At 63.1% G+C, this 25,473-nt stretch carries 25 protein-coding genes; 8 read left to right on the top strand and 17 right to left on the bottom strand.

The genetic code is table 11. The annotated features are described in order from the left end of the window. The first annotated feature begins 7 nt into the window (after positions 1-7). Positions 8-601: a GNAT family N-acetyltransferase gene (locus tag GLW01_RS02400; protein WP_160898019.1), complete on the top strand. Its 594-nt coding sequence runs from the start codon at positions 8-10 to the stop codon at positions 599-601. On the opposite strand, the gene GLW01_RS02395 is transcribed toward GLW01_RS02400, so the two are convergent. Both GLW01_RS02395 and GLW01_RS02390 read right to left on the bottom strand, forming a co-directional pair. Further along, the gene (locus GLW01_RS02395) at positions 602-1,780 is read right to left on the bottom strand and encodes a fatty acid desaturase family protein (protein ID WP_160898018.1); all 1,179 of its coding nucleotides are present in this window, start codon (positions 1,778-1,780) and stop codon (positions 602-604) included. 35 nt (positions 1,781-1,815) lie between these two features. Next, positions 1,816-2,970, bottom strand: coding sequence for an FAD-binding oxidoreductase (locus GLW01_RS02390; protein WP_160898120.1), 1,155 nt, complete (start codon positions 2,968-2,970; stop codon positions 1,816-1,818). A 173-nt stretch (positions 2,971-3,143) separates the two neighbouring features. Between GLW01_RS02390 and GLW01_RS02385 the strand changes: the two genes are divergently transcribed. Beyond that, a complete protein-coding gene (locus GLW01_RS02385; RefSeq protein WP_160898017.1) occupies positions 3,144-3,767 on the top strand; it encodes a TetR family transcriptional regulator in 624 nt (207 codons plus the stop codon). Between the two features lie 20 nt (positions 3,768-3,787). On the opposite strand, the gene GLW01_RS02380 is transcribed toward GLW01_RS02385, so the two are convergent. The 5 genes from GLW01_RS02380 to GLW01_RS02360 all read right to left on the bottom strand — a co-directional run bounded on the left by GLW01_RS02380 (position 3,788) and on the right by GLW01_RS02360 (position 8,819). Continuing rightward, on the bottom strand, positions 3,788-4,891 hold the full coding sequence (locus tag GLW01_RS02380; protein WP_160898016.1) for a histone deacetylase family protein: 1,104 nt from the start codon (positions 4,889-4,891) through the stop codon (positions 3,788-3,790). Between the two features lie 101 nt (positions 4,892-4,992). Then, complete coding sequence (locus GLW01_RS02375) at positions 4,993-5,889, bottom strand: metal ABC transporter permease (protein WP_160898015.1); 897 nt, start codon at positions 5,887-5,889, stop codon at positions 4,993-4,995. Next, the gene (locus GLW01_RS02370; protein ID WP_151438958.1) at positions 5,886-7,022 is read right to left on the bottom strand and encodes a metal ABC transporter permease; all 1,137 of its coding nucleotides are present in this window, start codon (positions 7,020-7,022) and stop codon (positions 5,886-5,888) included. The genes GLW01_RS02375 and GLW01_RS02370 overlap by 4 nt, the downstream gene beginning before the upstream one ends. After that, complete coding sequence (locus GLW01_RS02365) at positions 7,022-7,822, bottom strand: metal ABC transporter ATP-binding protein (protein ID WP_160898014.1); 801 nt, start codon at positions 7,820-7,822, stop codon at positions 7,022-7,024. Before GLW01_RS02365 ends, GLW01_RS02370 begins: the two co-directional genes overlap by 1 nt. Before the next feature lie 13 nt (positions 7,823-7,835). Continuing rightward, positions 7,836-8,819 (bottom strand): metal ABC transporter solute-binding protein, Zn/Mn family, encoded by a 984-nt coding sequence (locus GLW01_RS02360; protein WP_237416453.1) that lies wholly within the window; start codon positions 8,817-8,819, stop codon positions 7,836-7,838. A 140-nt stretch (positions 8,820-8,959) separates the two neighbouring features. Here GLW01_RS02360 and mntR point away from each other — a divergent pair, with 140 nt between their 5' ends. Both mntR and GLW01_RS02350 read left to right on the top strand, forming a co-directional pair. Next, complete coding sequence (mntR, locus tag GLW01_RS02355; RefSeq protein ID WP_151438956.1) at positions 8,960-9,439, top strand: manganese-binding transcriptional regulator MntR; 480 nt, start codon at positions 8,960-8,962, stop codon at positions 9,437-9,439. 208 nt (positions 9,440-9,647) lie between these two features. Next, positions 9,648-10,874 carry a DEAD/DEAH box helicase gene (locus GLW01_RS02350; protein WP_160898013.1) on the top strand — a complete coding sequence of 409 codons (1,227 nt, stop codon included), beginning with the start codon at positions 9,648-9,650 and terminating at the stop codon, positions 10,872-10,874. Positions 10,875-10,944: 70 nt separating this feature from the next. Here the strand turns inward: GLW01_RS02350 and GLW01_RS02345 are convergent, their stop codons facing one another. Continuing rightward, entirely contained in the window at positions 10,945-11,895 is a 951-nt protein-coding gene (locus GLW01_RS02345; RefSeq protein ID WP_425356588.1) for a calcium/sodium antiporter, read from the bottom strand. 132 nt (positions 11,896-12,027) lie between these two features. Between GLW01_RS02345 and GLW01_RS02340 the strand changes: the two genes are divergently transcribed. Next, on the top strand, positions 12,028-12,828 hold the full coding sequence (locus GLW01_RS02340; protein ID WP_160898012.1) for an SDR family oxidoreductase: 801 nt from the start codon (positions 12,028-12,030) through the stop codon (positions 12,826-12,828). A 28-nt stretch (positions 12,829-12,856) separates the two neighbouring features. Then, positions 12,857-13,369: a SixA phosphatase family protein gene (locus tag GLW01_RS02335; RefSeq protein ID WP_160898011.1), complete on the top strand. Its 513-nt coding sequence runs from the start codon at positions 12,857-12,859 to the stop codon at positions 13,367-13,369. On the opposite strand, the gene GLW01_RS02330 is transcribed toward GLW01_RS02335, so the two are convergent. The 6 genes from GLW01_RS02330 to smrA all read right to left on the bottom strand — a co-directional run bounded on the left by GLW01_RS02330 (position 13,362) and on the right by smrA (position 20,204). After that, on the bottom strand, positions 13,362-14,816 hold the full coding sequence (locus GLW01_RS02330) for a DUF4397 domain-containing protein (RefSeq protein WP_160898010.1): 1,455 nt from the start codon (positions 14,814-14,816) through the stop codon (positions 13,362-13,364). The genes GLW01_RS02335 and GLW01_RS02330 overlap by 8 nt on opposite strands. A 91-nt stretch (positions 14,817-14,907) precedes the next feature. After that, positions 14,908-15,933 (bottom strand): DUF3080 family protein, encoded by a 1,026-nt coding sequence (locus GLW01_RS02325; protein ID WP_160898009.1) that lies wholly within the window; start codon positions 15,931-15,933, stop codon positions 14,908-14,910. Beyond that, complete coding sequence (locus GLW01_RS02320) at positions 15,923-16,915, bottom strand: XdhC family protein (protein WP_160898008.1); 993 nt, start codon at positions 16,913-16,915, stop codon at positions 15,923-15,925. The genes GLW01_RS02325 and GLW01_RS02320 overlap by 11 nt, the downstream gene beginning before the upstream one ends. Further along, complete coding sequence (locus GLW01_RS02315; RefSeq protein WP_160898007.1) at positions 16,908-19,133, bottom strand: xanthine dehydrogenase family protein molybdopterin-binding subunit; 2,226 nt, start codon at positions 19,131-19,133, stop codon at positions 16,908-16,910. Before GLW01_RS02315 ends, GLW01_RS02320 begins: the two co-directional genes overlap by 8 nt. Further along, positions 19,130-19,600 carry a (2Fe-2S)-binding protein gene (locus tag GLW01_RS02310; protein WP_151438947.1) on the bottom strand — a complete coding sequence of 157 codons (471 nt, stop codon included), beginning with the start codon at positions 19,598-19,600 and terminating at the stop codon, positions 19,130-19,132. Before GLW01_RS02310 ends, GLW01_RS02315 begins: the two co-directional genes overlap by 4 nt. Positions 19,601-19,625: 25 nt before the next feature. Then, complete coding sequence (gene smrA, locus GLW01_RS02305; RefSeq protein ID WP_151438946.1) at positions 19,626-20,204, bottom strand: DNA endonuclease SmrA; 579 nt, start codon at positions 20,202-20,204, stop codon at positions 19,626-19,628. A 184-nt stretch (positions 20,205-20,388) separates the two neighbouring features. Here smrA and GLW01_RS02300 point away from each other — a divergent pair, with 184 nt between their 5' ends. Further along, the gene (locus tag GLW01_RS02300; RefSeq protein ID WP_160898006.1) at positions 20,389-22,038 is read left to right on the top strand and encodes a tetratricopeptide repeat-containing response regulator; all 1,650 of its coding nucleotides are present in this window, start codon (positions 20,389-20,391) and stop codon (positions 22,036-22,038) included. Then, positions 22,035-22,718, top strand: coding sequence for a sensor histidine kinase (locus tag GLW01_RS02295; RefSeq protein ID WP_160898005.1), 684 nt, complete (start codon positions 22,035-22,037; stop codon positions 22,716-22,718). The genes GLW01_RS02300 and GLW01_RS02295 overlap by 4 nt, the downstream gene beginning before the upstream one ends. Before the next feature lie 72 nt (positions 22,719-22,790). Here GLW01_RS02295 and GLW01_RS02290 read toward each other — a convergent pair whose 3' ends face one another. The 3 genes from GLW01_RS02290 to GLW01_RS02280 form a co-directional block, all read right to left on the bottom strand. Further along, on the bottom strand, positions 22,791-24,197 hold the full coding sequence (locus GLW01_RS02290; protein ID WP_237416452.1) for an OmpP1/FadL family transporter: 1,407 nt from the start codon (positions 24,195-24,197) through the stop codon (positions 22,791-22,793). A gap of 192 nt (positions 24,198-24,389) precedes the next feature. Next, positions 24,390-24,977, bottom strand: a complete 588-nt coding sequence (locus GLW01_RS02285; protein WP_151438943.1) for a NapC/NirT family cytochrome c — start codon at positions 24,975-24,977, stop codon at positions 24,390-24,392. Further along, positions 24,974-25,468 carry a nitrate reductase cytochrome c-type subunit gene (locus GLW01_RS02280; protein WP_151438942.1) on the bottom strand — a complete coding sequence of 165 codons (495 nt, stop codon included), beginning with the start codon at positions 25,466-25,468 and terminating at the stop codon, positions 24,974-24,976. The genes GLW01_RS02285 and GLW01_RS02280 overlap by 4 nt, the downstream gene beginning before the upstream one ends. Positions 25,469-25,473 lie beyond the last annotated feature (5 nt).

Genomic DNA, 25,473 nt, shown 5'->3' with positions numbered 1-25,473 from the left:
GCAGCGAATGACAGTAACGCTCGAACGTGTCAGCGGTGAAACCATCCGGCCCTGGGTCAGCGAGGTCGCGAGGCTCAGGATCCAGGTTTTCCGTGAATGGCCCTACCTGTATGACGGCGATATGGATTACGAGCAGCAGTACCTGGAAACCTACATCCAGTCGCCACGCAGTGTCTTCGTCCTGGCCCGGGACGGTGATCGCGTTGTGGGTGCCGCCACGGGACTGCCGCTGGAAGACGAAGAGGACGCCTTCATTCAGCCGTTCATTGACCAGGGCTACAACCCGGCGGAGATCTTCTATTTCGGGGAATCGGTGCTACTGCCGGAATACCGGGGTCAGGGCATTGGCGTACGCTTTTTCGGGGAACGTGAAGCCCACGCCAGTGAACTGGGCGGGATCCGGTACTGCTGCTTCTGTGCGGTGGAGCGGCCAGCGGATCATCCGTTACGACCGGCTGACTACCAGCCACTGGATGATTTCTGGAAAAAGCGGGGGTATGAGCCCGTGCCGGAGCTGCGGACCCATTACCCCTGGAAGGACATCGACCAGGCCGAGGAGACGGCCAAGCCGATGAATTTCTGGATGGGCAGGCTGGCCTGATCAGGCCGCCACTGAGAGCGTACTGCTCACCCGGTTACGCAGGCGGCTGACCAGGGAGGTGCTGGTGGTCCTGTCCGCCACCTTGCCCTGCTCGTCCCCTTCATTGAACTCGGGGAACAGCCGCTCACGCATCCGGTCCGGCAGCGAGAAGGCCGTCACACGCTTGAGCACGGTCGCGTACTGGCGTGGGAAGCTGTCCGCGTTGTAGTGCAGGCCGTACTTCTCGCAGACGGCCTGAACCTGGGGCGAAATCTCGCGATACCGGTACGCCGGAATGTCCGGGAACACGTGGTGCTCGATCTGGTGGCTCAGGTGCCCGCTCAGGGTGTAAACCCAGTTCAGACCGGTAAAGTTACTGGAACCAGTCAGCTGACGCAGGTACCAGTGACCACGACTCTCGTTCTCGCACTCTTCCTCGGTAAAGCTTTCCGCGTCTTCAGTGAAGTGACCGCAGAAGATCACGCTGGAGGCCCAGAGGTTACGGATCAGGTTCGCCCCGAAGTTGCCCGCGATCACGACCGGAGCCACCGGGAGGGTCAACGCCGGGTAAAACGCGTAGTCCTTGAACACCTGACGGCCGCCCTTGCGTGCGAAGTCCCGCAGGAACTCTGCCTTCTCCCGGAGCGTCACCTCGCCACTGCGCAGCTTCTCGAACTCCAGCTCGTGAACGCCCACACCCCACTGGAAGAAGACACTCAGGTTGATGAAGTTGATCATCTGTAGCAGGTGCATCGGTTTCCAGGGCGTCTCATCCTCAAGGCGCAGCACCGCGTAGCCGTAGTCCCGGTCCTTGCCGATGACGTTGGTGTAGGTGTGGTGCTCGTAGTTGTGGGTCCGCTTCCAGGAATCCGCGGTGCAGATGGTGTCCCATTCGTAGGTCTGGGAGTTGAGCTCCGGGTCGTTCATCCAGTCGTACTGGCCATGCATCACGTTGTGGCCGATCTCCATGTTTTCCAGGATCTTGGCGATCCCGAGGGAAGTCATGCCGGCCAGGAAGAACGGCGGGATGAAGCCGAGGGGCATCAGCGCCCGGCCACCAAACTCCAGCGTCCGGTGCAGGCGGATGATGCCGCGGATGTAGTCGGCGTCCTTCTGGCCCAGATCCGCCATCTGCTCATTACGGATGGCGTCCAGGTCCTGTGCAAGATTTTCGAGCTGTTCTTCGCTGAGCTTCTGCATGGTGATTCTCCTTGCAGTGTCGATTCGATGTTCGGTTAGAGGTCCAGTTCAACGGCGCCCTGGGGCACATTGATACAGAGCTGGATGGTTTCCTCGCCATAACCCGATGGCTGTCCGGTCTGCTGGTTGATGACAATGCCGCTTGTCTTGCGGCAGCTGCACTGGTGGCAGATGCCCATGCGACAGCCATAGCGCGGGTTCAGGCCGGCTGACTCGGCTTCCTCAAGCAGTCGACGATCGCCGGCGCTTTCCACCGTGATGTCGCTGCGGCTGAAGTGAACGGTCCCGCCGGCGTCTTCGGTCACGACCACTCCCGGCCCTACCGCAAACAGCGTGCTGCTGACCTTCTCCTCCGGCACACCGGCGTCCGCCAGCAGATTCTGAGCGTGTTTCATGAGCCCGGGCGGGCCACACAGAAAGCAATCCCGCTCCGTAAGCCCTTCAACCGCCTGCAGATGATGCGGGCCGAGATGGTCCGGGTTCTGCGGATCCTGCTCCGCCGCCACGATGCGCAGCTCCAGGTTCGGCAGGCGCTCGGCAAGCGCTTCCAGCTTGCGGCCCCCGATGACGTCCGCGTCGGTACGCACGAAATACAGCAGCGTGACCGGGTTGCGCAGGTGACGATCCGCCATGGCTTCCAGCTGGCTCAGCACCGGGGTGATGCCGCTGCCGCCGGTGATGAACAGCATCGGACGACCGGGCTCGGGGGTGTGATCCTCACCGTAGGCACGGCTGATCCCGATCACATCGCCGGGTTCGAAGTGTTCGAGCAGCCAGGGCGTGACCTCGCCATCCGCCACTTTCTTGATGGTGACAGTAATGGTGCCGTCCTGTTCCCAGTGCGACGGTGAACAGGAGAGGCTGAAGGGCCGGCTGTACCAGCGACCGTCCTTTTCCACTTCCAGGTTCAGGTGCTGGCCGGCCCGGAACCCACCCCAACGCCGTGCCGGGCGCAGGGTCAGGGTCTTGCTGTCATGGGTCTCCGCTTCAATCGCTTCCACCCGCGCCGGGATGTAACGCTGGGCCCAGAGCGGGTTGATGCTCTCGAGCAGCGGATCGAAGTACATGGCCGGGTTCTCCCGGTTGAACAGCTGCTGCCCGAGCCAGCGCCAGGTGTCACGCCCCGGCCCGACCCGTGCCAGCACGCCCCTGTAGGAGCGGCCCTGACCGCGATCAACACCCTTTTCCATGTTCATTGACTCCTGCATGACAGGCCTCGTGTGTACGGTTGTTCACATATTGTGTACGAATGTACACAAGGGGCTCCGGGGTGTCAACAGGTGATCTGAGCCGGCTCACACGTTTCGATTCCGCCAGCAGGTCGGTACACTTCCGGGATCAGCCCGAACGCGCCCGTAAAGGTATGACAACACAGAAACGACGCCGCCCCGGCGAGACCCGGGACATGCTCATGGAGGCCGCGCTGACCCTGGTGGGCCGAGGCCGCCACTTCGCCAGCCTCGGCATCCGGGAGGTCACCCGGCAGGCCGAGGTGGTGCCCACATCCTTCTACCGTCACTTCCGCAACATGGACGATCTGGGACTAACGCTGGTGGATGAGCTGGGCGTGGTCCTGCGGGGAATGATGCGGGAAGCGCGCGCCAATGTGCTGCATGCGGACAAGCTCATGGACGAATCCGTGGCCATCTTCGTGAACCACGTTCAGGCCAATCGCAACTTCTTCACCTTCATGGCACAGGGGCTGGCGGGGGAAAGTCAGGCGATCCAGCAGGGCATCCGCAACGAGATGCAGTTCTTCGCCAGCGAGCTGGCCAACGATCTGCGTAACCTCCGCCTGCTGACCCGCCTCAGTGATGAGGATCTGGACATGGCCTGTGAGCTGGTGGTGCGCACGGTGGCATTCAGCCTGACCGACATCCTCAGCATTTCACCCGAGGACGAGGCAGAGCTGGCCCGGATCAGGCGCCGGACCACCCGCTTCCTTCGGATGATCTTCATTGGCGCGGATCACTGGCAGAGCAGCTGACCCATGCCGGTGGCCGTGGCTTATTCCTGATCCGGATCCAGAAATGCATTCCGATGAAAGCGAGCCGCAGCCTCGACTTCTGCTACCCCGGCCGCACCGGGTTCCGGAAAGCGCTCCCCAGCCAGTGTCCGCAGAACGGTATGCACTCCGTGGGAAAGAGACTCCAGGTTGTAGCCCCCCTCCAGCACGAACACCAACCTACCGTCACAATGGCGTTCCGCCACGGACTGGATGATATCCGTCATCACCGACATGCCCTCGTAGGACACGTTCAGCGCCAGGTCATACCAGTGGGTGTCGAAGCCTGCTGAGACCAGGATGATATCCGGCCGGAAGGCATCCGCGGCCGGCTCCACGATCTCGCGCATGGCCTTGAGGTAGGCGACATCCCCTGAGCCTCCGGGCAACGGCACATTCACGGTCGATCCCTCAGCCATGCCCACGCCAACCTCCTCCATCAGGCCGGACCCGGGATAGAACGGCGCCGCACGGTGGATATCAATGAACATCACGTCAGGATCCGCCCAGAAGATATCCTGGGTGCCATTACCGTGGTGGGCATCCCAGTCCAGAATCATCACCCGCTCGCAGCCAAGCTCGCTGCGTGCATGCGCCGCGGCCACCGCCACATTGTTGAACAGGCAGAACCCGCGCGCCCGTACCGGCTCCGCATGGTGGCCAGGCGGGCGGACCAGCGCAAAGGCATGGCGATAGCGTTCCTCAACCACCGCCTCGACCGCCGCCAACGCCGTTCCGGCGGCAACCTCGGCAGCCAGAACGCTGCCCTCGGAAACCGCAGTGGTATCCACGTCAAGCCAGGCGTTCTTGTCACGCAGCTCCTCGATCAGATCGAGATAGCCAGTGGTGTGGACCCGCCCCAGCTCCTCCCGGGTGGCCGGTCGGCCAGCCTCCATGGCAAGCCCCGGAATCGGCTGGGAGGCCAGCAGATCCATCACCGCCCGCAGACGTCCGGGGTGTTCCGGGTACTTCCACTGGGCATTGAGACCAGCCAGGATCTCGCGGATGCGCCGGTCAAGGCGACCGGGCAGGAAAGGAACGTCCACATCCGGCTCATGTGCCAGCATGCGGTCATCGTGAAAAAGCGCTATGGTGCCGTTCGGCATTGCCGCCTCCGTGTGCTCGCGGCGCCACAGTCCTGCCGCGTTCCTCCACTATACGCCGCCGGCGAACGCAGGCAAGTACCAGAGACTACTGGCGAATCGGCTCAGCCGGAGTATTTCACACGCCGGTTCAGCCAGTGTCCCAGCACCCCGTAGCGTGGGCTCAGGACGAAGGCCAGGACCAGAAAGACCCCCGTCATGGAGGCCATTGTGCCGCCAATGGAGACATCCAGCCTGACCGCCAGCGGGTAGCCACACAGCGTCGACGCCACGCCCACCAGCACCGCCAGGAGCAGCATCAACGAGAGCCGGTCGGTCAGCAGGTAAGCCGTCGCGGGCGGCACGATCACGAAGGCGATGAACAGTACCGCGCCCACGGCATCAAATGCCGCTACGGCCGTCACACTGGTCAGCCCCAACAGCAGATAGAACATGAGCGTGGGCGCCAGCCCCAGTGCGGCGGCCAGCTGCCAGTCAAAGGACGCCAGCTTGAGCTCCTTGTAGCAGGCAAGCACGAAGCCCAGGTTGACCAGCGTCGCCACCGTCATCCAGACCACTGCCTGGGGAATCTCAAGCCCTGCCAGCGGCATGGTATCCAGCCAGACAAATCCGATCTCACCCAGCAGCACCGTGTGGCTGTCGATATGAATATCCCGGGCATAGAGGTTGAGCAGCAGCACACCCGCCGCAAAAAGCGCCGGAAACACCAGACCAATGGCCGCGTCACGCTTGACCCGGCGCGTGCGGGCGACCATTTCGGTCAGGAAGACGGTCAGCACACCGGTCAGCGCCGCCCCGGCAATCTGAAGGGGCCCGGACTGGGCATGGGTCAGCAACCACACCACCACAATACCGAATACGATGGAGTGGCTGATCGCGTCAGAGAGCATGCTCTGGCGTTGCAGAACCAGAAACGTCCCGAGCAGGGCGCCCGAGGTCGCCACGAGGGCCCCGGTCAGCAGGATCATGGCCATGGGATCGTTCAGAAACGCCTGCATCATACCTCCGCCTGGTTCCAGTCCATGCGCTCCAGCTCCTGCCTGGCCTCATTATGCCCTGCATCCGTCAATGCCCAGTGGGGCCCCTCCTGACGCATGTGGCTGGCGGGCACGACAAAGCCCCGGGCCTGCAGGCGTCTTAGAATATGGCTGGTGGCCACGCCATAGAAGCTGTCCAGCATGCTGCGTTCCACCGGGTAATAGGGATCCTCGTGATGCTCCGCCAGCTTATGCAGCGTCACCAGCATCTGGCGCTGGCCGATGGAGCGCTGTTCCCGCCAGAGTTTCAGCCAGCTCCACAGCACGCCGCGCCCGGGTGCCAGCAGCAACGACAGCGCCACCAGCGCCGAGGCCACCAGCACTACCACCGGCCCCGTGGCCAGATGGGCAACACCAGCACTCAAAAGCACGCCCACAACGCCGGAAATCACTCCCATCAGCATGGCCAGGAAGACCATGTGCTCAAGCCGCGACACCCATTGGCGCGCCGCCACTGGCGGCGCGATCACCATGGCCGTCATCAGGACAACACCCACCATCTGAAGCCCCACCACAACGGCCAGGGCAATCATGGCCGTCAGCAGCGTCTCGAGAACCCCGACGCGCAAGCCGATGGAGCCCGCAAACAGCGGATCAAAGGTCACCAGTTTGAGCTGCTTCCACATCAGGGCGACCAGTGCCATGGCGGCAAGGGTGACCCCACCCATGAACCACAGATCGGAAGGGCGTGTGGCTGCCGCCTGCCCGAACAGGAAGGAATCCAGTCCACCCTGGGAGGCACTGGCGTGGCCCTGGATGTAGGTCAGAAGCACCACGCCTACCGCGAATGAAACGCTCAGGGCCGCCCCCAGGCCTGCATCCATCTTGATCCGGCTGTAGCGCGTGACCACCTGTACGAACAGAGCCGCGATCACGGCGGTGACAAGCGCTCCGGCCATGATCCAGCCCAGATGACGGGTACCGGCAATCAGGAACCCGATACAGACGCCGGGCAACGCGGCATGGGCCAGAGTGTCGCCCAGAAGGCTCTGCTGGCGCAGGACGGCAAAGGAACCCAGAAGGCCGCTGACCATCCCCAGCAACACCGCGCCCAGCGTGACGGTCTGGACCGTATGGTTGCCGAGCAGCTCCAGCATCAGTTCACAACCTCCCTCGGCACCGCATCCGGTGTCTCGCCAGAGGAATCCGGATCCAGGAGAGCGATACGGCCGCCATAGGCCTTACGCAGGTTCTCACCTGTATACACCTCAGGGATCGGACCCTGGGCGACAACCCGCACGTTCAGGATCACCAGCCAGTCGAAGTAGTCGCGCACGGTCTGAAGGTCATGATGCACCACGATGATGGTCTTGCCCTGATCCCGCAGCTCCTGCAGAAGCGCCACGACCGCCTTCTCGGTCGTGGCATCCACGCCGGCCATGGGCTCGTCCAGGAACAGCACATCCGCGTCCTGCACCATCGCCCGTGCCAGAAAGACCCGTTGCTGCTGACCGCCGGAAAGCTGGTTGATCTGCCGTTTGGCGAATGCCTCCATGCCAACAGCTGAAAGCGCATCCATGGCGCGCCTGCGCTCACGCCTCCCGGGCCAGCGGAACCAGCCCAGATGGCCATAGCGTCCCATCATGACCACATCGACAACGGTGGTTGGAAAGTCCCAGTCCACCGAGGATCGCTGGGGCACATAGGCCACACGCTTCAGTGCCTGACGCGGTGGGTAACCATGGATGCAGATATGGCCGGCTGTGGGCTTCACCAGCCCGAGTACCGTCTTGATCAGCGTACTCTTACCGGCACCGTTGGGCCCGATGACCGCCGCCATCACCCCCGGGGGAATATTCACATCAATGTCCCAGAGAACCGGCTTGCCCTCGTAGGCAACGGTCAGGTCCTCTATATGCAGCGCCAGGTCCGGTTCGTGGCGTTTCTCCCGTTTCATGGCAACTCCAGTCTCATTCTGCCGCGTTGCTGCGCCCGCTGCCCGCAAAGGACGGCAGGCTCCCGGGCCAGGACTCAACTGAGCCACCCAGGGACTCAACAATGGTCCGGGTATTGTGCCGGATCATACCGATGTACGTCCCTTCCGGCGTACCGCGGGCGCCCATGGCATCGGAATAGAGCTCACCACCGATTGTCAGGTCGTGCCCCCGGTCCCTGGCGCCATCGACCACCGTCTCTACTGTCCGGCGGCTGATGGTGCTCTCCACGAAGATAGCGGGCACATTACGGCTGACGACCCGGTCCACGACCGAGCGGATATCCGCGATTGCCGCCTCACTGTCGGTGCTGATGCCCTGGATGCCGACCACTTCAATACCGTACCCCAGACCAAAATAGCGGAAAGCATCGTGTGCGGTGACAAGGATACGCTGCTGCTCCGGAACGCTGGCTGCGCTGGCACTCACCCACTCATCCAGCGTCAGGAGCTGCTGCCGGTAGTTCGCGGCGCGCGAGCGGATGCCGGATTCACAATCGGGGGCGACCCTGACCAGAACGTCCGCCACCGTGGGCACGATCCGGGCCCAGAGCGAGGCATCCATCCAGAGGTGGGGATCCACTGCATAGCCCCCGGCTCCCTTGATCAGATCGTCGTCTTTCATCGACTCAGGTCCCACCGCAACAGTGGGCCTGCTTTCAGCCATCCTGGCGAGAACCTTACCGAGCTGGCCCTCCAGATTGAAGCCGTTGTAGAGAATCGCATCCGCGTTGCGCAGAAGCGGGATATCGCTGGGGCGCGTTTCATAGAGATGAGGGTCAATCCCCGGCCCCATCAGGGGTTCCACGCTGAGGCACTCACCCGCGATGTTGGCAGCCACATCCGCGATCATCCCCGTGGTGGTCACAACATCAGCGGCGCGCGCACCGGAGGCGCCCATCACGAGAACCGCCGAGAAGCTGAGAGCAACAATCCATCGCTGAACCGCCTGCGTCACCATTCCTCATGCTCCTTCAATCGGGTTGCGTAATGCCTTGTAGTTTACAAAAACTTTTGACACTCCCGCAAACTTTTTTAGCCAAGGCTAAACTGTGCAGCATGGCTATTGTCGAGACTCGGGGAGTTGGTTAGACTGGCCCTATGCCAACCTACTCCGACAACGGCCCCGACCCGTCCGAACAGGACACGAACCTGCCACCCCCCGAGCAGCACGCGCGCCAGTATGCTGCCGTGAGAGACGCCCATGAGACCGAGCTGATCGAGGATTACGTCGAGCTCATCGGGGATCTACTGGATCATGCCGGCGAGGCGAGGGCCACGGACATCGCGGCTCGCATGGGCGTTCGCCAGGCCACTGTCGCCCGTATGATCAGGCGGCTTAACGATCAGGGGCTGGTCACCAATGAGCCCTACCGATCGATCTTCCTCACTGAACGCGGCCGCACCATGGCCGAGGAATCCCGCAAGCGCCACGGTGTGGTCCTCCAGTTCCTGCGAAGCCTGGGGGTGGATGACGCCACGGCCCGTATTGATGCCGAAGGCATGGAGCATCACGTCAGCGAGACCACCCTGGGGATCATGCATGAGTTCACCCGCAGACAGAATAATGGTGGCGACTGAGCGGAGGTCGTGGTAGGGTACCGACCTGCGTTGTTCCCTCCGCCTTCCCCGGTCGTCCAGACGACCCCAGTTTCGCCGGTTGGTCTCCGCACGCTTATCGCGGACTGCATATTGCCAGGGCCATTCCCGACAAGCCGACAATCTGCCCTTCCCTGTTTACGGGGCATCGGGCAACACCCGCTCTGGCGTATTGAACAGGAAAGACTGAATGTCCTTTGATTCCCTCGGCCTGCGGGCTGAACTGAGCCGTTCCATCAAGGAACAGGGTTATGACCAGGCTACCCAGATCCAGCAGCAGGCTATTCCGGCCGCCCTTGCTGGTCGCGACCTGATGGCCAGTGCCCAGACCGGCACCGGCAAGACCGCCGCTTTCACACTGCCGCTGCTGCAGAAGCTTTCCGAAGGCAAGTCACAGGGCGGCCGGCCGCGTGCCCTGGTGCTCACCCCCACCCGTGAGCTCGCCGCTCAGGTGGAAGACAGCGTGCGCACCTATGGCCGCCATCTCCCCCTGCGTTCCGTCGCGATCTACGGTGGCGCTGGCATTGGCCCGCAGATCCGTCAGCTCAAGAGCGGCATGGATATCCTCGTGGCCACACCCGGTCGCCTGATGGATCACATGGAACGCGGCACCGTGAACCTGTCCGACATTGAAGTGCTGGTTCTGGACGAAGCGGACCGGATGCTGGACATGGGCTTCCTGCCGGCGATCGAGAAAATCGCCCGCACACTGCCGGATGCCCGCCAGACCATGCTGTTCTCCGCCACCTTCTCCGCGCCCATCCAGAAGCTGGCGCAGAAGTTCATGAACGAACCGGAACTGATCCAGACCGGCGAACGCAATGGCACCGCCGAAAGGGTCGACCAGAGCGCCTATATGGTCGACGGTGGCCGCAAGCGGGAACTGCTGACGCACCTGATCGGCACCCAGAACTGGCGTTCGGTTCTGGTCTTCACCCGCACCAAGCGCGGCGCGGACCAACTGGCCAAGCAGCTTGAGACTGACGGTATCCGCTCCGCCGCAATCCATGGTGACAAGAGCCAGGGTGCCCGCAACAAGGCCCTGAAAGAATTCAAGCATGAGAACGTTCGCGCCCTCATCGCCACGGACGTGGCAGCCCGTGGCATCGACATCGACCGGCTGGAATACGTGGTCAACTACGACCTGCCGGACAACCCGGACGACTATGTGCACCGGATCGGCCGCACCGGCCGTGGTGGCGAAAGCGGCTCCGCCGTGTCCTTCGTCAGTGGTCAGGAAAAGGGCCAGTTCAACAGCATCCGCAAGGTGGTCAGCCGGGAGATCCCCGCAGGCGTGGAAGCCGGTTTCGAGCCGGTCCAGAAGAGTGGCCCGGCCCCGAAACGCGGTGGTGGTGGACGCCCTGGTGGCGGTGGGCGCCCCGGCGCCGGCCGTAACGGTCCGCCGCGCCGTCGTTAAACCCGGACCTGCTCCGGTGTAGGAGCGAGCCCCGCTCGCGATTCTTTCCCATCGCGCGCAGAGCGCGCTCCTACAGGGTGACGCCTACGGCCACGTAGGCGCCATACCCCATCAACAGAACCACCCCCTCCAGGCGACTCAATCGCCGTCCGCTGACCAGGAACAGCGTCAGCAGTACCGCCGCACCCAGCATGATCCACTGATCGAACCACGCCATACGTGATGCCAGTGGCAATGGCTGCACCAGTGCGGATACCCCCAGAATACCCAGAATGTTGAAGATGTTGCTGCCCAGGATGTTGCCGATGGCCACGTCCGCGTGACGCCGGATTGCCGCCATGACCGAGACCGTCAGCTCCGGCAGCGAGGTGCCCACGGCGACCAGAGTCAGCCCGATCAGCGCCTCGGAAAGACCCAGCTCCGCCGCGATACTGCTTGCTCCTGTCAGCAGCACCCGCGAACCACCAATGAGCAGCCCCAGGCCCACCGCGAGCATCACGAGGGTCAATCCCGGCCCTACCGGCAACGGTGTCATTTCAGCGGATTCGGCGGCATGCAGCTCGCCCGCGGGCAGCTGAGAGCCTTTCTCGGTGGTGTAGGCCCAGATCAGGTAGCCGGCCAGCCCCGTCAGCATAACGGCGCCCTGCACGGCACCCAGTGTGCCCCCGGCAGCCAGCAGCATGACCGCAACCGTGGCCACCAGCATGGCAACCGCGTCCCGCCGCAGGGCCATGGGCTGGTAGACCAGCGGCAGTATGGTGGCACTCACCCCCAGGATCAGCAGTATGTTGCCGATATTGCTGCCGATGACGTTGCCAACGGCAATATCCGGGCGGGATGACAGCGCGGCATCCAGAGACACCACCAGTTCCGGCGCGGAGGTGCCGAAACCAACCACCACCAGGCCACTCAGAAGCGGCGAGATGCCCAGCCGCTGTGCCAGCGTCAGCGCACCACGGATGAGCAACTCCCCACCACTGGCGAGCAGGACGATGCCCGCCGCGATCAGCATCAGATCCATCACCAGAGCCCAGAACCTCCCAGCAAGTGCATGTGCGTCTGGTATACAGGCCTGAACACCACGTAGCAACCCACCCGGGACTGATCCATACTGCTCCTGTACTGGAAATCAACAACCAACCAGGAGCAACGCATGTTCACGCATCAGGTGGTCTGGATCACCGGGGCCTCATCCGGAATCGGCGAATCACTGGCCCTGGCCTTTGCCGGCCAGCAGGCGCGACTGGTGCTGTCCGCCAGGCGCGAGGAGGAACTGGAGCGGGTGGCACAGCGCTGTGAAAGTGAAACCGGGCTCCCCCGCAGCGCCATCATGGTGCTGCCGCTGGATGTCGCCGAACTGGAAGCAGCCTCCGGGAAGACGGACGAGGTTCTGGCGCACTTCGGTCAGATTGATCTGCTGATCAACAACGCCGGCGTCTCCCAGCGCTCGCTCTGCCAGGACACCGACCTCTCCGTCTACCAGCGGCTGATGGATGTGGATGTCATGGGCCAGATCGCGCTGACCAAGGCCGTCCTGCCCCACATGCTGGAGCGGGGGCGGGGCCATATCGCGGTCACCTCCAGTGTGGCCGGCAAGGTCGGCGTGCGCCTGCGCACTGGCTACTGTGCCGCCAAGCACGCGGTTATGGGCTTCTTTGACGCGCTGCGGGCGGAAGTCGAGGACGAAGGCATACAGGTTTCCACCATCGTACCGGGGTTCGTGGCAACCGCTGTTGCGGAGAACGCACTGGCAGCGGACGGCAGCGCCTTTGGTCAGGCGGATGGGGACAATGCCGGTGGCATGGACTCCAACAAGGCCGCGGAAGTCATCATCAATGGCCTCGGCCGGGGCAAGCGCGAGATCCCGGTGGGCGAAGGCAAGGAAATGATGGCACTGTGGCTCAAGCGGGTATCACCGGAACTGGTATTCCGGCTGACCAAGAACCGCAAATAACAGCGGAGCACCAAAGGAGTTATGGAACATGAGCGCGGAACGGGTACTGACGCTGATACGCCATGCTAAGTCCGGTTGGGACGACCCCAGCCTCAGCGACTTTGACCGCCCCCTGAACGAGCGGGGCGAGCGGGATGCGCCGGAGATGGCGCGGCGGATGGCCGCACGCGGGGAATACCCGGACCACTTCATCGCCAGCAGCGCGCGGCGCGCGCGGGAAACAGCGCTGGTACTGGCCCAGGGCACGGGCTTTCCGGAGGCGGACATCCACTTCGAGCGCAGCCTCTATCTGGCGGATACCCAGCGACTGCTCGGCACCATCCGGAATCTGCCGGACCGGGCACGGGAGGTCTGGCTGGTCGGCCACAATCCGGACCTGACGGACCTGGCCAATCTGCTGGCCGGCCCGCACACCGACAACCTCCCCACCTGTGCGGTCTTCCGGATGGCGTTTGATGGAGGGTCCTGGCGGGACGTCAGGGAAGGCACGGGGCGCCTTCTGGTCTACGACACCCCGAAGAAGCCCTGGCAGGCTACCTGACACCTCCAACCTGGATCAGGCCAGAGTCACTGTCCTGGGCAACCACCAGCTCATAAAGCCCCTGCGCCTGCAGTGATACGGAATCCTCACAGAGCAACTGCGTACCGGGGTCATCAGGTTCCGTTACGACCAGCTGATAATCACCGGGCCGCACCGGCAGCATTGAGCTCCTGTTTGAATAGGCAAGGCTGCCGACAACCGGCTCGGGCACAACGCCATCACCGGAAAGCGGGTTCTCACACCCACTGCCTTCCACAAGGTAAACGTCCACGGGCTCGGCGTCGCCATCGTTATCGGGATCGTTAGGCCAAGTATTCAGAATACGGGCCCTGGCATTGGTTGCGACAGAGCGGGCATCATTGATCAGCAAACTGGCCTCCGTCGAATCGGAGGGAGGCCAGGATCTCAGCACAACGGTGCCTGCGCTCCCCTTGGCAAGACTGAAACCATAGGAGCCAGCCGCTCCTCCATCCGAAGTGAAATCCAGCTGATAACTTCCTCCTCCGACGGGGTCATATCCATCCACGGGTGCTTTACTCAGAGAATCAACATCCTGCCAGGTGATTGTGCCATCACTGCTTTCAGCACTGACTTTGCTGGCCGAACCATTGACGAAAGCAATCTCAGCTCCCTGCCCATCACCAGGAATCCGCCGACTCTGCTCCCCATCCACCTCGATCAGCGACAGGTCACTGTCCTCCTGAACACCGATGGCGGGCGTCACGGCCAGCAGCAGATCATCCCCGGTATCCCAACCCAGAACCGAGTCACTGTCATAAATGGGGTCGCTTTCTCCGGCCCGGGTGATCAGAAAACGGTAAACGCCCGACTCAACCCGGATGGCCTCGCTGGCGTCACCGTAAGAGAGGGTCGCATCCGGACTGCCGGAGGTATCGTCGCCCAGATACAGATCAACCGCCCCGGTATCGGGGGCAAGGTGGGCCGCCCGGAAGCGGACATCCCGATCCGGCTCATCCCCGTCCGAATCGGCCTCGCCGTCACCTTCCTCTTCCCCGTTCTCTGCTTCCTCCTCCTCAGGCTCGAAGGGCTCGTCATCCTGTTCAAGCAGTATGGCGCGGGCGCTGTCATCGGCCAGGGAACCCGCCAGAATCAGATCATGGCGCTTGCCCTCGGTAAGATTACCCTCGAGGTTGTCCAGAAGGGCCTCGGGTGCCTCCCTGCCGGTATAGCCCGCCGCCTCGAAACGGTGGTGATTCGCCGGCAGGGTGAAGGTGGCGACTTTCCCGTAATCCAGCGTCTCCGCCCGCACCTCGCCACCCGCCTCCAGGCGCAGGGCGGGGGCGTCAGCCACGGCATGGAGCACACGCACGTCCACATCGTCGCCGACGACGGTGTCATTGAAGGTTTCGTCTCTCTGGCTCTCAAAGCAGCCGCTGAGCCCCAGCGTCACGGCCACCAGCAGTGTGGCCCCGGCACGCGATTCCATGGCGTTCATCCTGTTCCATGACGGTTCAGCGGCGGTTTTAACAGGATCCGGAAAGCGGCAAAAGCGACCGGCTCACACTCCGGGCACGGGATCAGTCACAGCGTGCGAGCAGGCGGTTCCAGGCACGAGCGTGGCGCTCAACCGCCCGGTCGAGGTCATGCCAGACACTGCCGGAAAGACGGGTACGGAGATTGCGTTCAATGAAGGGGGTCATGGCCCCGGGAGGCGACGCGCCGGTGGCCTCGACCAGCGCTTCCAGGGCCCGGGCCATGCGGCGACCATAGTGGCGCACCCGCTGGACACGGGGTGCCAGTCCCTCCAGATAGTGCTCACGGTAGAAGGCCACCGCCCCGGTCTCCATGGGGCAGCCATCCACCGACGCCAGGGCACGCTCCAGAATGCCGGCACTGTCGCCGAGACGGGCCTGAAGGGCCTCGGCACTGCGCAGCAACTGCCCGAAGCGCGGCTCGCTGCGCCACTGACGGTAGCGTTCCGTCATGGCTGGAAGCCCCTCCGGCACCCTGCCCGGTTCCACCGAAGCCAGCATCGAGGCGGTCCCGGAGAGGCCCTCAATAAGCCGATCCAGCGCCTGCTCCGGTACAGGTTCCGGCACGCGGCCACCGGAACGGCTGACCAGCTCAGCCATCTCATCACTGCCCCAGGCGCCGTTCCACAGTGCCAGCGGCAGTGATTCCACCCGCGCGTCACGCGCCTTCTTCAGGGCCTCGGTACGGGAATCGCTGTCAATCTTCGGCAGGCAGGCATCCACAGCGGCAAGAAAGCGCAGATGGTATTCCATGCGCGTACCCGGATGCGCCACACGCCCCAGAACACTGGTCCGCTCACCGACCACCACCTGCAGTTCACAGCCGTAGAGGGACAGGAAATCCACCAGCCCCATGTCCAGTTCCGGCAGTTCCAGCCGGCGTTCACGGGGGCGCGGCAGGGGCTCGACCGTGGGGATGCGGGAAGGTTCGGGCGCCACACCGAAAGCCCCGGCAAGGGCGTCAACATAGGCCTCCGCCCGGGCATCATTCTCCCCACCCGACCAGCAGCCCGCCAGGACCAGGGGCAACAGGACCGGCAGGAGAACGCGGGCCAGCGGCCTAAACGTCATACCGGCTGACCCGGTGGAGCAGCCGGTAGCGCTCGGCCAGAACCTGCGCCATGGTCGCCACGGCGATCTCCGGCGGCGCCTTGCTGCCGATACTGAAGCCAATGGGCGCATGGATACGCCCCATGCGGGAGTCCGTCACGCCCAGCTCATACAGGCGCTCCCGCCGCTGGGCGGCGGTGCGCTGTGACCCCATGGCGCCGATATAGAACGCATTGCTCTCCAGGGCGGCCAGCAGGCCCATGTCGTCAATGCGTGGGTCATGCCCAAGCGCCAGAATCGCGCAGTGCGCATCATTGAAGTCACGCTGGATAAGATCGTCCGGCAGGCAGGCATGGCACTCGATACCCGGTTCCTCCCAGCCTTCCAGAAACAGCGGGCGTGGTTCGCAGAGCGCGACACTGAAACCATTCATCAGGGCCATGCGGCCGACGTAGCGAGCCACTTCCCCGGCCCCGATCATCAGCATGCGCAAGCTTGGACCAATGGTGTGCAGGAACTCCTGTTCATGCTCCTCAACGCGCTCAGGCACCGAGGCACCGGCGAACTGCCACTCGCCGCTGGCCCAGTTCACACGCCGGGTCACCGCCCGGCGCTCGGCCAGATCATCCAGCACCCGGGCGACCGGGCCGGCATGGCGATCCGGATCCAGAACCTCCACCACCAGCCGCATGCGGCCGCCGCAGGGCAGCCGCCAGCGCTCCTGCTCCTCTTCGGTTACGCCGTGGTCCACCAGCCTGGGGGCTGTGGAAAGCGGTTCCCCCCCTTCCACTACCTCCCGGATCAGGGATTCCTCCAGGCAGCCCCCGGAGACCGAGCCCGACCACTCACCGGCGGCGTTGACCGCCAGCATGGAGCCCGGTGGGCGCGGCGAGGATCCCCAGGTGCGCAGAACGGTGCACAGCCAGGCCCGCTCACCGCGGGCCAGCCAGCGGCTGACATGCTCTATGACCGAAAAAGCCGGATCCTGATTCGCTTCAGGCATCGGCGCTCCCTGCCTGGAAGGGAGTACGCCGCTGGCGTTCACCAGTGAGTGCAAACAGAGCGTTGCCCAGGGCCGGAATTGCCGGCGGTGTTCCGGGTTCACCCACGCCCTGCGGATCTTCCCCGTTCTCCACCAGTATAATGCTGAGTTCCGGTGTCTCGTCGTGGCGCATCAGTGTGTAGTCGTGGAAGTTGCTCTGCTGCAGGCGGCCGTTCTCATCCCAGTCCACCTCGCCATAGAGGGCTGCCGTGAGGCCGAACAGAATGCCGCCTTCCATCTGCATCCGCACAATATCCGGATTCACCATGCGACCACAGTCCGCGGCACAGGTCACCCGGTGAACACGGATAGCGCCGTCTTCAATACTGGCCTCCACCACCTGCGCCACGAAAGTGCCGAAGCTGCGGTGCAGGGCCACGCCCCGCGCCCTGCCCTCGGGAAGGGAGCCGCCCCAGCCAGCGGCTTCCGCCGCCCGCTCCAGCACCGCACGGTGCCGGGGGCTGTCCTCCAGATGACGCAGACGGAACGCTACCGGATCCTCGCCGGCCCGGTGGGCCAGCTCATCCATAAAGGTCTCCACCGCGAAGCCATTGTGGGAATGGCCAACGGAGCGCCAGTAGCTGACCGGCACCCCGGCATCGGAGTGGGTATGGCGCACCCAGAGGTCCGGGACGGCATAGGGCACATCCACAGCGCCCTCAATGGCGGAATGGTCCTTGGGGGTGAGGAAGGTATCCTCGGTCATTCGCCCCACCGACGCCAGGGTGTTGTAGAACATGCGTGGTGCCCAGGGGTACTGGGCGGCGGCCGCGTTGCGGGCGAACCAGTCGAAGATGAGCGGGCCCGTGATCTGGTGATCCCAGGCCGTGACGCGCCCGTCAGCCAGAGCGCCACGAAAGCGGTGCAGCATAGCCGGGCGGAAGACGTCATGGCGGATGTCGTCCTCCCGGGACCACACCAGCTTGATGGGTTCCTTTCTGTGGCTGGCGATCTCCGCCACCTCTTCCACATACTCCTGGGTCAGGCGCCGACCGAAACCACCGCCCAAAAAGGTGGTGTGCACCCTGATCTCACCCGGGGAATAGCCACTGGTGCGTGCTGCCGCAATCCGTGCCAGATCGGGCCCCTGGGTGGGTGCCCAGACCTCCAGCCCCCGGTCCGTGACCATGGCGGTGGCGTTCTGGGGCTCCATGGTGGCATGCGCCAGGAAAGGCGCCTCGTATTCGGCCTCCAGCACCTCATCCGCGTTCTCAAGCACACCGGCGGCATCGCCCTCACTGCGCTCGGTATCACCGGCGCTGTCATCCGCCGCCTGACGATACTGGCGGAAGACCGAATTCTGGGTAACCTTCACCGCATCGGACTCGTCCCACTCAATGCTCAGCTCACCCCGCGCCTTCATGGCCTGCCAGTAGCTTTCCGCCACAACGGCAACGCCACGCTCAATGGCCAGCACATCGATCACACCGGGCAGCCCCCGTGCCCTGGAATCGTCAAAGGCCACAAGACGCGCGCCGATGGCCGGTGGCCGTGCCACCACGGCATAGCGCATCCCCTCCAGCTCCACATCGATACCGAAGCGGGCCTGGCCCGTGACCTTGGCCAGGGCATCCAGGCGACGGTTGTGTTTACCAATGTAGCGGAAGTCTTCCGGGCGACGCAGTGTGACCTGTTCGGGCATGCTCTGGCGTGCCGCCAGTGCCAGCAGGTCCTTATAGGCTATCCGCTGGGTACCGTCCGGGTGCAGCACATGGCCGTCTCCGGTGGTCAGTGACGCAACCGGCTCCTGCCAGACCTCCGCAGCCGAGGCCAGCAGAACCGCCCGCACCCTGGCACCGGCCTCGCGCACCCGCTCCCAGCTGGTACGCACACTGGAGCTGCCACCCGTTACCTGCAGGCCGTACTGGGGGTTGATGTAGGCGTCACCCACCGGGGCGAAGACCACCTCAATGTTCTGCGGGGCCACATCCAGCTCTTCCGCCACCAGGGTGGTAATGCCGGTCACCGTCCCCTGCCCCATCTCCACACGGTCCAGGGTGAACGCCACCCCGCCGTCAGGATCAATCTCAAGCCAGGCGTTGGGCGCCCAGGCCCCGACACGGGTTGGTTCCCGTTCACCCGGGGCAGTGGCACAGCCGGGCAGCACCATGCCCAGTACCAGAGCGCCGGAGCCAGCAGCACCCAGGCGGAACAGTTCACGTCGGGATATTTCACTCATGAGGCACTCCCATCCGCAACGGAGCGGATGGCGGCATGGATCCGGGGATAGGTGCCACAGCGACAGAGATTGCCGGCCATAAACTCACTGATCCGCTCATCATCCGGGTTCGCCTCCTGGTCAAGCAGCGCCGCAGCGCTCATGATCTGACCGGACTGGCAGTAGCCGCACTGGGGCACATTATGCTCAAGCCATGCTTCCTGTACCGGATGCAGGCTGTCTTCGCCGGCAAGGCCTTCAATGGTGGTAACCGACACCTCGCCACCGGCTACCCTGGCAACCGGCGTGATGCAGCTGCGCTGCGCACTGCCGTCAATATGCACGGTACAGGCTCCGCACTGGCCGATTCCGCACCCGAACTTGGTGCCCTTAAGCCCCATCCAGTCACGCAGCACCCACAGCAGGGGCGTATCCTCCGGGGCATCCACCGACTGCTCGGCGCCATTCACCCTGATCGTTATTGTCATTGTTCACTCCTGTCACAGTGGCCCTTCAACCACTGAACCGCTCTCGATTGCGTTCCCGTTCCTCCGGGCTCTTGCGCAGCATCACGTAGACCGCTCCGGTACCGCCGTGCTTCGGCTGCGCGGAGTGGAACGCCATTACATCCTCCAGCTGGGGCAACCACTGGTTAACGTAGCTCTTGATGGTAGCGATACGGTCCGGATTGCGCTCCCCCTTGCCATGCTTGATCAGCCCCGAGCGCACGCCACGGCGCAGACATTCGCGGATGAAGTTGAACACCTCCTGGCGGGCTTCATCTACGGTCATCCGGTGCAGGTCCAGCTGTGCTTCAATGGGGTACTGCCCCAGGCGCACCTTCTTGAAAACGCCATGCTGGATACCGTCGCGCTTGAAACTCAGCTCATCCTGGGGGCCCAGCCAGGCCACATCCGTGGCGGTCAGCGGGTTACGGTCCCGGGTTTTCTCGAGCACGGCGGCGCGCTGGCGTTCCAGCTGCCCCGGCGTAACCTGACGCCCTCCATCGAGATCCGCACGATCCGGCTTGCGGATCGGCTCAACATCCCCCATGGCCTCAAGGAACTGAAGGCGCTCATCCTTCGTGGTCATAGCAGCCTCTCAACTGGAAACAGGCTTCGCCGCTACTCTACCACCCGCCCTGAAAGCAGGGAAACGCCGCCAATGGCGTTATTTTATGTCAAGGGGGTGCATGATCTGTTGAGGGATGGTCGGGGGTCGACTAATTTGAACAGCACCCCCTGTGTTGCCACCACTGATTACGGGCCCAGAGCCGATGGATGAGAACGAGCGCTATCACCTTTACCGGAAGCTGCGGTTTCTGATCACGGATGACTTTGAGAATTTCCGCAAGTCCATGCGTCAGATGCTCAGCAGCTTTGGCGCCGAGAAGATCGACATGGCGGCCAACGGCAACGAAACCATTGCCAAGTGCACCAAGGATCATTACGACGTACTGATCTGCGACTTCAACCTGGGCTCCGGTAAGACCGGCCAGCAGGTGCTGGAGGCACTGCGCCACCACAAGCTGCTGCGCCACACCTCACTGTTTGTGCTGGTGACCGCGGAAACCTCGCGGGAGATCGTGATGGGCGCCCGTGAGTACCATCCCGATACCTACATCATCAAACCCATCACCCAGGCCGTGCTGCAGAAACGCATGGATGCCCTGATGGCCCAGCGCCACGCTCTCTACCCCATCAACCATGCCCTCGACCAGGAGGACCTGCCGGAAGCCATCAGCCAGGCGGAACAGCTCCTGCAGACGAAGACCCGCTACCGTAATTGGGTCATGCAGATCCTCGGTGACCTCTACCTTCAGCGCGGCACCCCAGATCTTGCACGTGGCATCTATGAGCAGGTTCTGGAGGGCCGCGAGCTGGCCTGGGCCCGCATGGGCATGGGGCGGGCCGCGCTGGCCCGCAACGCACTGGACGAAGCCATCAGCCACTTCGAGACGCTGATCGAGAGCAACCCCGACTACATCGAGGCCTACGATGCCCTGGCGGACGCCCTGCAGCGCAAGGGCAACAGCCGCAGGGCCCAGGAGGTCGTGGAAAAGGCGCTTGAGATCTCACCGCTGGCCATCCTGCGCCAGAAACAGCTCGCCAGCATCGCGGCCAGCAACCAGGACATGGAAACCGCTGCTGACGCCTGGCGTTCCACCGTCAAGCTCAGCGACAACTCCATCCACGACAGCCCGGAAAACTACCTCGGTCTGGGTCGCACCCTGTCCGAGCTCAGCGACGGCAATACCTCCAGCGAAGGCAAACAGCTGGCGGACGAAGCTCTCAAGGCCCTGCATAACGTGGGACGTCGCTTCAAGGACGACGAAAGCGCAAAAACCCGGAAGCAGCTGGTAGCCGCCCGGGTCTACGCCGGCCAGGGACGGATGAACGAAAGCCGCAAGGCGCTGGACAGCATCAGTGATCAGCTGGATCCGGAGACCCTGAGCCCGGAGGAAACCCTGGATTACGCCCGCGCGCTCTACACCCAGCAGGAGGATGGGGCTGCCCAACGGGTTCTCAACCAGCTGGCCGAACGCTGTCAGGATGACCCGAAAATCATGAAAGCCATCGAGGAACTGATGGATGAGCCCGTGAGCTTCCATAAGAAGAACCAGGCCCGGGCGCTTAACAAGGAAGGCATCAAGGCCTTTGAGAGCGGCGAGCTGGGTCAGGCCGCGGATTCCTTCAGCCAGGCTCTGGAGCTGGTGCCCCAGCATCCGGCTCTGAACCTCAACCTGGTCCAGGTGCTGCTCAAGAACGCGGAAAAGGAAGGAAAAGGGTCAGACCCGAGCATGCTGCGCCGCTGTGAGCGGTGCCTTGATCAGCTCAGCCACCTGCCGCCCCAGCACAAGCAGTACAAACGCTACCAGTTCCTGAAAAAGAAAATTGCGGATCTCACATCCGGGAGCAACACATGAGCAATGATCTCGACTTTTCCACGGTGCTCGCCTCAACCGTCCATGACATGAAGAACTCCCTGGGGATGCTCTTGAATTCACTGGATGAGGTGCGTGACTCAGTCGGCGAGGAGGTTCGTGGCGCCCGCCCCTTCACCACCCTCGAGTATGAGGCCCAGCGGGTACATGGCGACCTGGTCCAGCTGCTGAGCCTCTACCGGCTGTCCGAGGAAAAGCTTTCCGCGACCGTGGAGGAGCAGCTGGTCCACGACTTTCTTGATGAGCAGCAGGCCCATCACCGGCGCCTGCTGGAGGGGCTGGGCATCACTCTCGAAGTCCACACCGAGCCGGATGCGGAGGAAGGCTACTTCGATCCCCAGCTCGTCAGTGGCGTCCTGACCAACGTGATCAACAACGCCATCCGCTACGCCGAAAGCCAGCTCCAGCTGAACGCCCGTGCCGAAGACGGCTGGCTGGTCCTGAGCGTGGAGGACGACGGGCCGGGTTACCCAGAACACATGCTGGAGGTCGATTTTTCCGGCACCGAACGCATCGACTTCAGCACTGGCAGCACCAACCTCGGGCTTTACTTCGCCGAACGTATGGCTGGGATGCACACCGCTGGCGACCGCCAGGGCTTCACCCGCCTGCGCAATGGCGGTGATCTGGGAGGCAGTGTGTTCGAGCTGTGGCTGCCGTAGACCCGTAAAGGGGTTACAAGTGCCTTGGCTAAGGGGGAGGCGGCTCCATCCCTGGAGCCGAGGGGATGGAGTTCAGAATGAGCGACTGAGTTCCACGGAAGCGCTCCATGCGCTCAGGTCGTAAGAACCTTGGTACCGCGACTGATCTGCTGCCGGACTTTGCTGCGGTGTGGCGTGTGTGTAGTTTTGTTCATCGACTTTCGCATCACCATCAAAGATGAGCGTCCCCACGGCCGCGTCCACGGTCCAGTCGGTATTGGCCGGAGCAAACTGGGCACCCAGAGTCAGCCAGTGGCGGTCCTGAGACGGAATCCGTGCTGTGGTGTAGCTGTCCACAGGTGATTCGTCCCAGGCATAGCCGGCCCTGAGCTTCCACTGCGGGTCCGCCTGCCAGCTGGCGCCCAGGTTGTACTGCCAGGTGTCCTGCCACTTCTCGGTGATATGGGTGATCGGGTTACCAACCTGGCCTTGGGCCCTGAGTGCGCTGGAAACTTCTCCTGTACCACCCTCACCGGAGTAGATATCGAGTTCCTCAAAGTCGCTCCAGCGTGCCCAAGTGGCCCCGAACAGCAAGGTAACGTCATCATTTAGCTGATGCCGGGCACCGAAGGTTACACTTGGCGGGATATCCAGAGGGACCTCGGCATCTTCTTTGAGAGTTACAGGGCCTGCCTGGGTCGGAAAGTCGCTGATGGTGATGTCACCATCCAAAGAGGCTTCAGTACCGGACTCTACAGTCAAACCGAACTGGGTCTTGTCGGACAGCTCATACATAGCACCAATGCGAAGCGTGTACTCAATGGAATCACCTTCAACGTTTGAGTAGGTCGGCGTTGCACTGGCTGCCCGCGTTGCGGCGGCAGGCGTATTGAAGCCATTACTGGAATCCTGAAGTGTTGCGCCTGACGTATCCGTAAACTTGGACAACTTGCCATCCAGATACATGACATTCACACCAAAACCGAGCGACAGCCCGTTACCGGAGTCCACTGCGATGGATGGCGTCAGGGCAATCCCGGTAAGCTCCGTCTCGTCCGCGAAGTAGCGCCCCTTGAAGTCATCATCATAGTCCGCCGCCAGGCCATAGGGCGCATGGAGACCGATACCCACTGCGACGTTATCGCTCATCTCATGGGTCAGGAAGGCATTGGGCAGATAGGCAGGGTCAGCAATGTCGCCGCCATTCGAGCCCCGAACAGGTTCACCGACCTGATTGGTGGCGGATGCACTATCGGCTTCAGCATCGATATCCAGAACCGCAGCACCAAAGGAGAGATTGGTACCGGAAAGCTGGGTCATACCCGCTGGGTTGAAGATCACCGTCGAGGCGTTCTGCGGGTTGGCAGCGGCGCCGGCATTGGCGGTGCCCATGGCGCTCGCGCTCTGCTCGTTCAGGGAGAAGCCACCCGCCATGGCCATACCGGGAATCATTGCAGCGGTAAGAACAACTGCGCCTTTCGCATCAAAGACTGTACGCATCATTACCTCTTTGTTGTGTCTGTCGATGCGGATTCTAATGCGCTTTTAGCTCACATCACAAATTACAGTCCCCAATCAGTGGCCGGCCGGCCATAGCAGAGCGGTTTCTCCACCCGGCTCCGGGATATGCCCCCGGGGGCACGAAGCGCGACTGACGCCCAGAACGCCCGCTTCCATGCGGACGTTCTGGGTTCAACGGTTATGAACCCCGGACATATCCGGCAGCTCGTGGGCGATCCCCTTGTGGCAGTCAATGCAGGTGGCCTCACCGCCAGCCAGGGCAGTGGAATGGGCTTCCGCAGCCCGCGGGCTCTGGCGTGTGAAGTCCATGGACTCAAACTCGTGGCAGTTGCGGCATTCCAGTGAGTCGTTCGCCTCCAGGCGGGCCCATTCACGCTCCGCGAGCTCCCGGCGCTTGGCCTCGAATTTCTCGGGCGTATTGATGGTGCCGAAGAGCCAGCCCCAGACCTCCTTCGAGGCTTCCATCTTGCGCGCCACCTTGTCCGTCCATTCGTGGGGCACATGGCAGTCCGAACAGGTCGCCCGAACCCCAGAGCTGTTGCTGTAGTGGACAGTGCCCTTGAGCTCCTCAAAAACGTTGTCGCGCATCTCGTGGCACGAGACGCAGAACTGTTCGGTGTTGGTGGCCTCCATCGCGGTGTTGAACCCGCCCCAGAAGATGATCCCGGCAATAAAGCCACCCAGCACCAGCACGCCCAGGCTGATGGTGGCCGCGGGCCGCCACAGCAGACGCCAGTAGTAGCACAGCCATTGTTTCATTCCGCGCCTCCCTGGCCGTCACCGTCTTCGGCCAGCCGCCGCAGCACTTCATCCACCGTCTCAAACTGGTTCTCCACCAGCGGATCCACGTCCGTCTGCGGCACATGGCACTGGGTGCAGAAGTAACGGTCCGGTGAAACCGCCGCCAGTACCTGTTTGTTGCGATCCATGAAGTGGGTGATGCTGACCATGGGTGCCCCGCTCTCCGGTGAGGCGCTGCGGCTGTGGCAGTCCAGGCACTGGTTGAAGCGCTTGTCCAGCTGGTAGCCGTCAATGCTGTGCGGTATCACCGGCGGCTGTTCCGGGTAATTGCGTTCCTCCCGACCCTTGCGGTCGGTGACGCCAGCAATGGGCGGAGCAGCCGGCGTTGCGCTGTAACCGGCACCACGCAGGCCATCCGGCCTGGGTGCGTCCGTCGTCTTCTCAGCCGCCACGCCCATGGCCAGAACGGTGAGCACCAGAAGGGTTACAGTCGTGATGAAGCTTTTCATGATGG

This window comes from Vreelandella halophila, assembly GCF_009856365.1.
GTDB classification, from domain to species: Bacteria; Pseudomonadota; Gammaproteobacteria; order Pseudomonadales; family Oleiphilaceae; genus Halospina; species Halospina utahensis_B.
The sequence above is the reverse complement of the archived record's forward strand: the minus strand, read 5'-3'. Positions and strand labels throughout refer to the sequence as shown.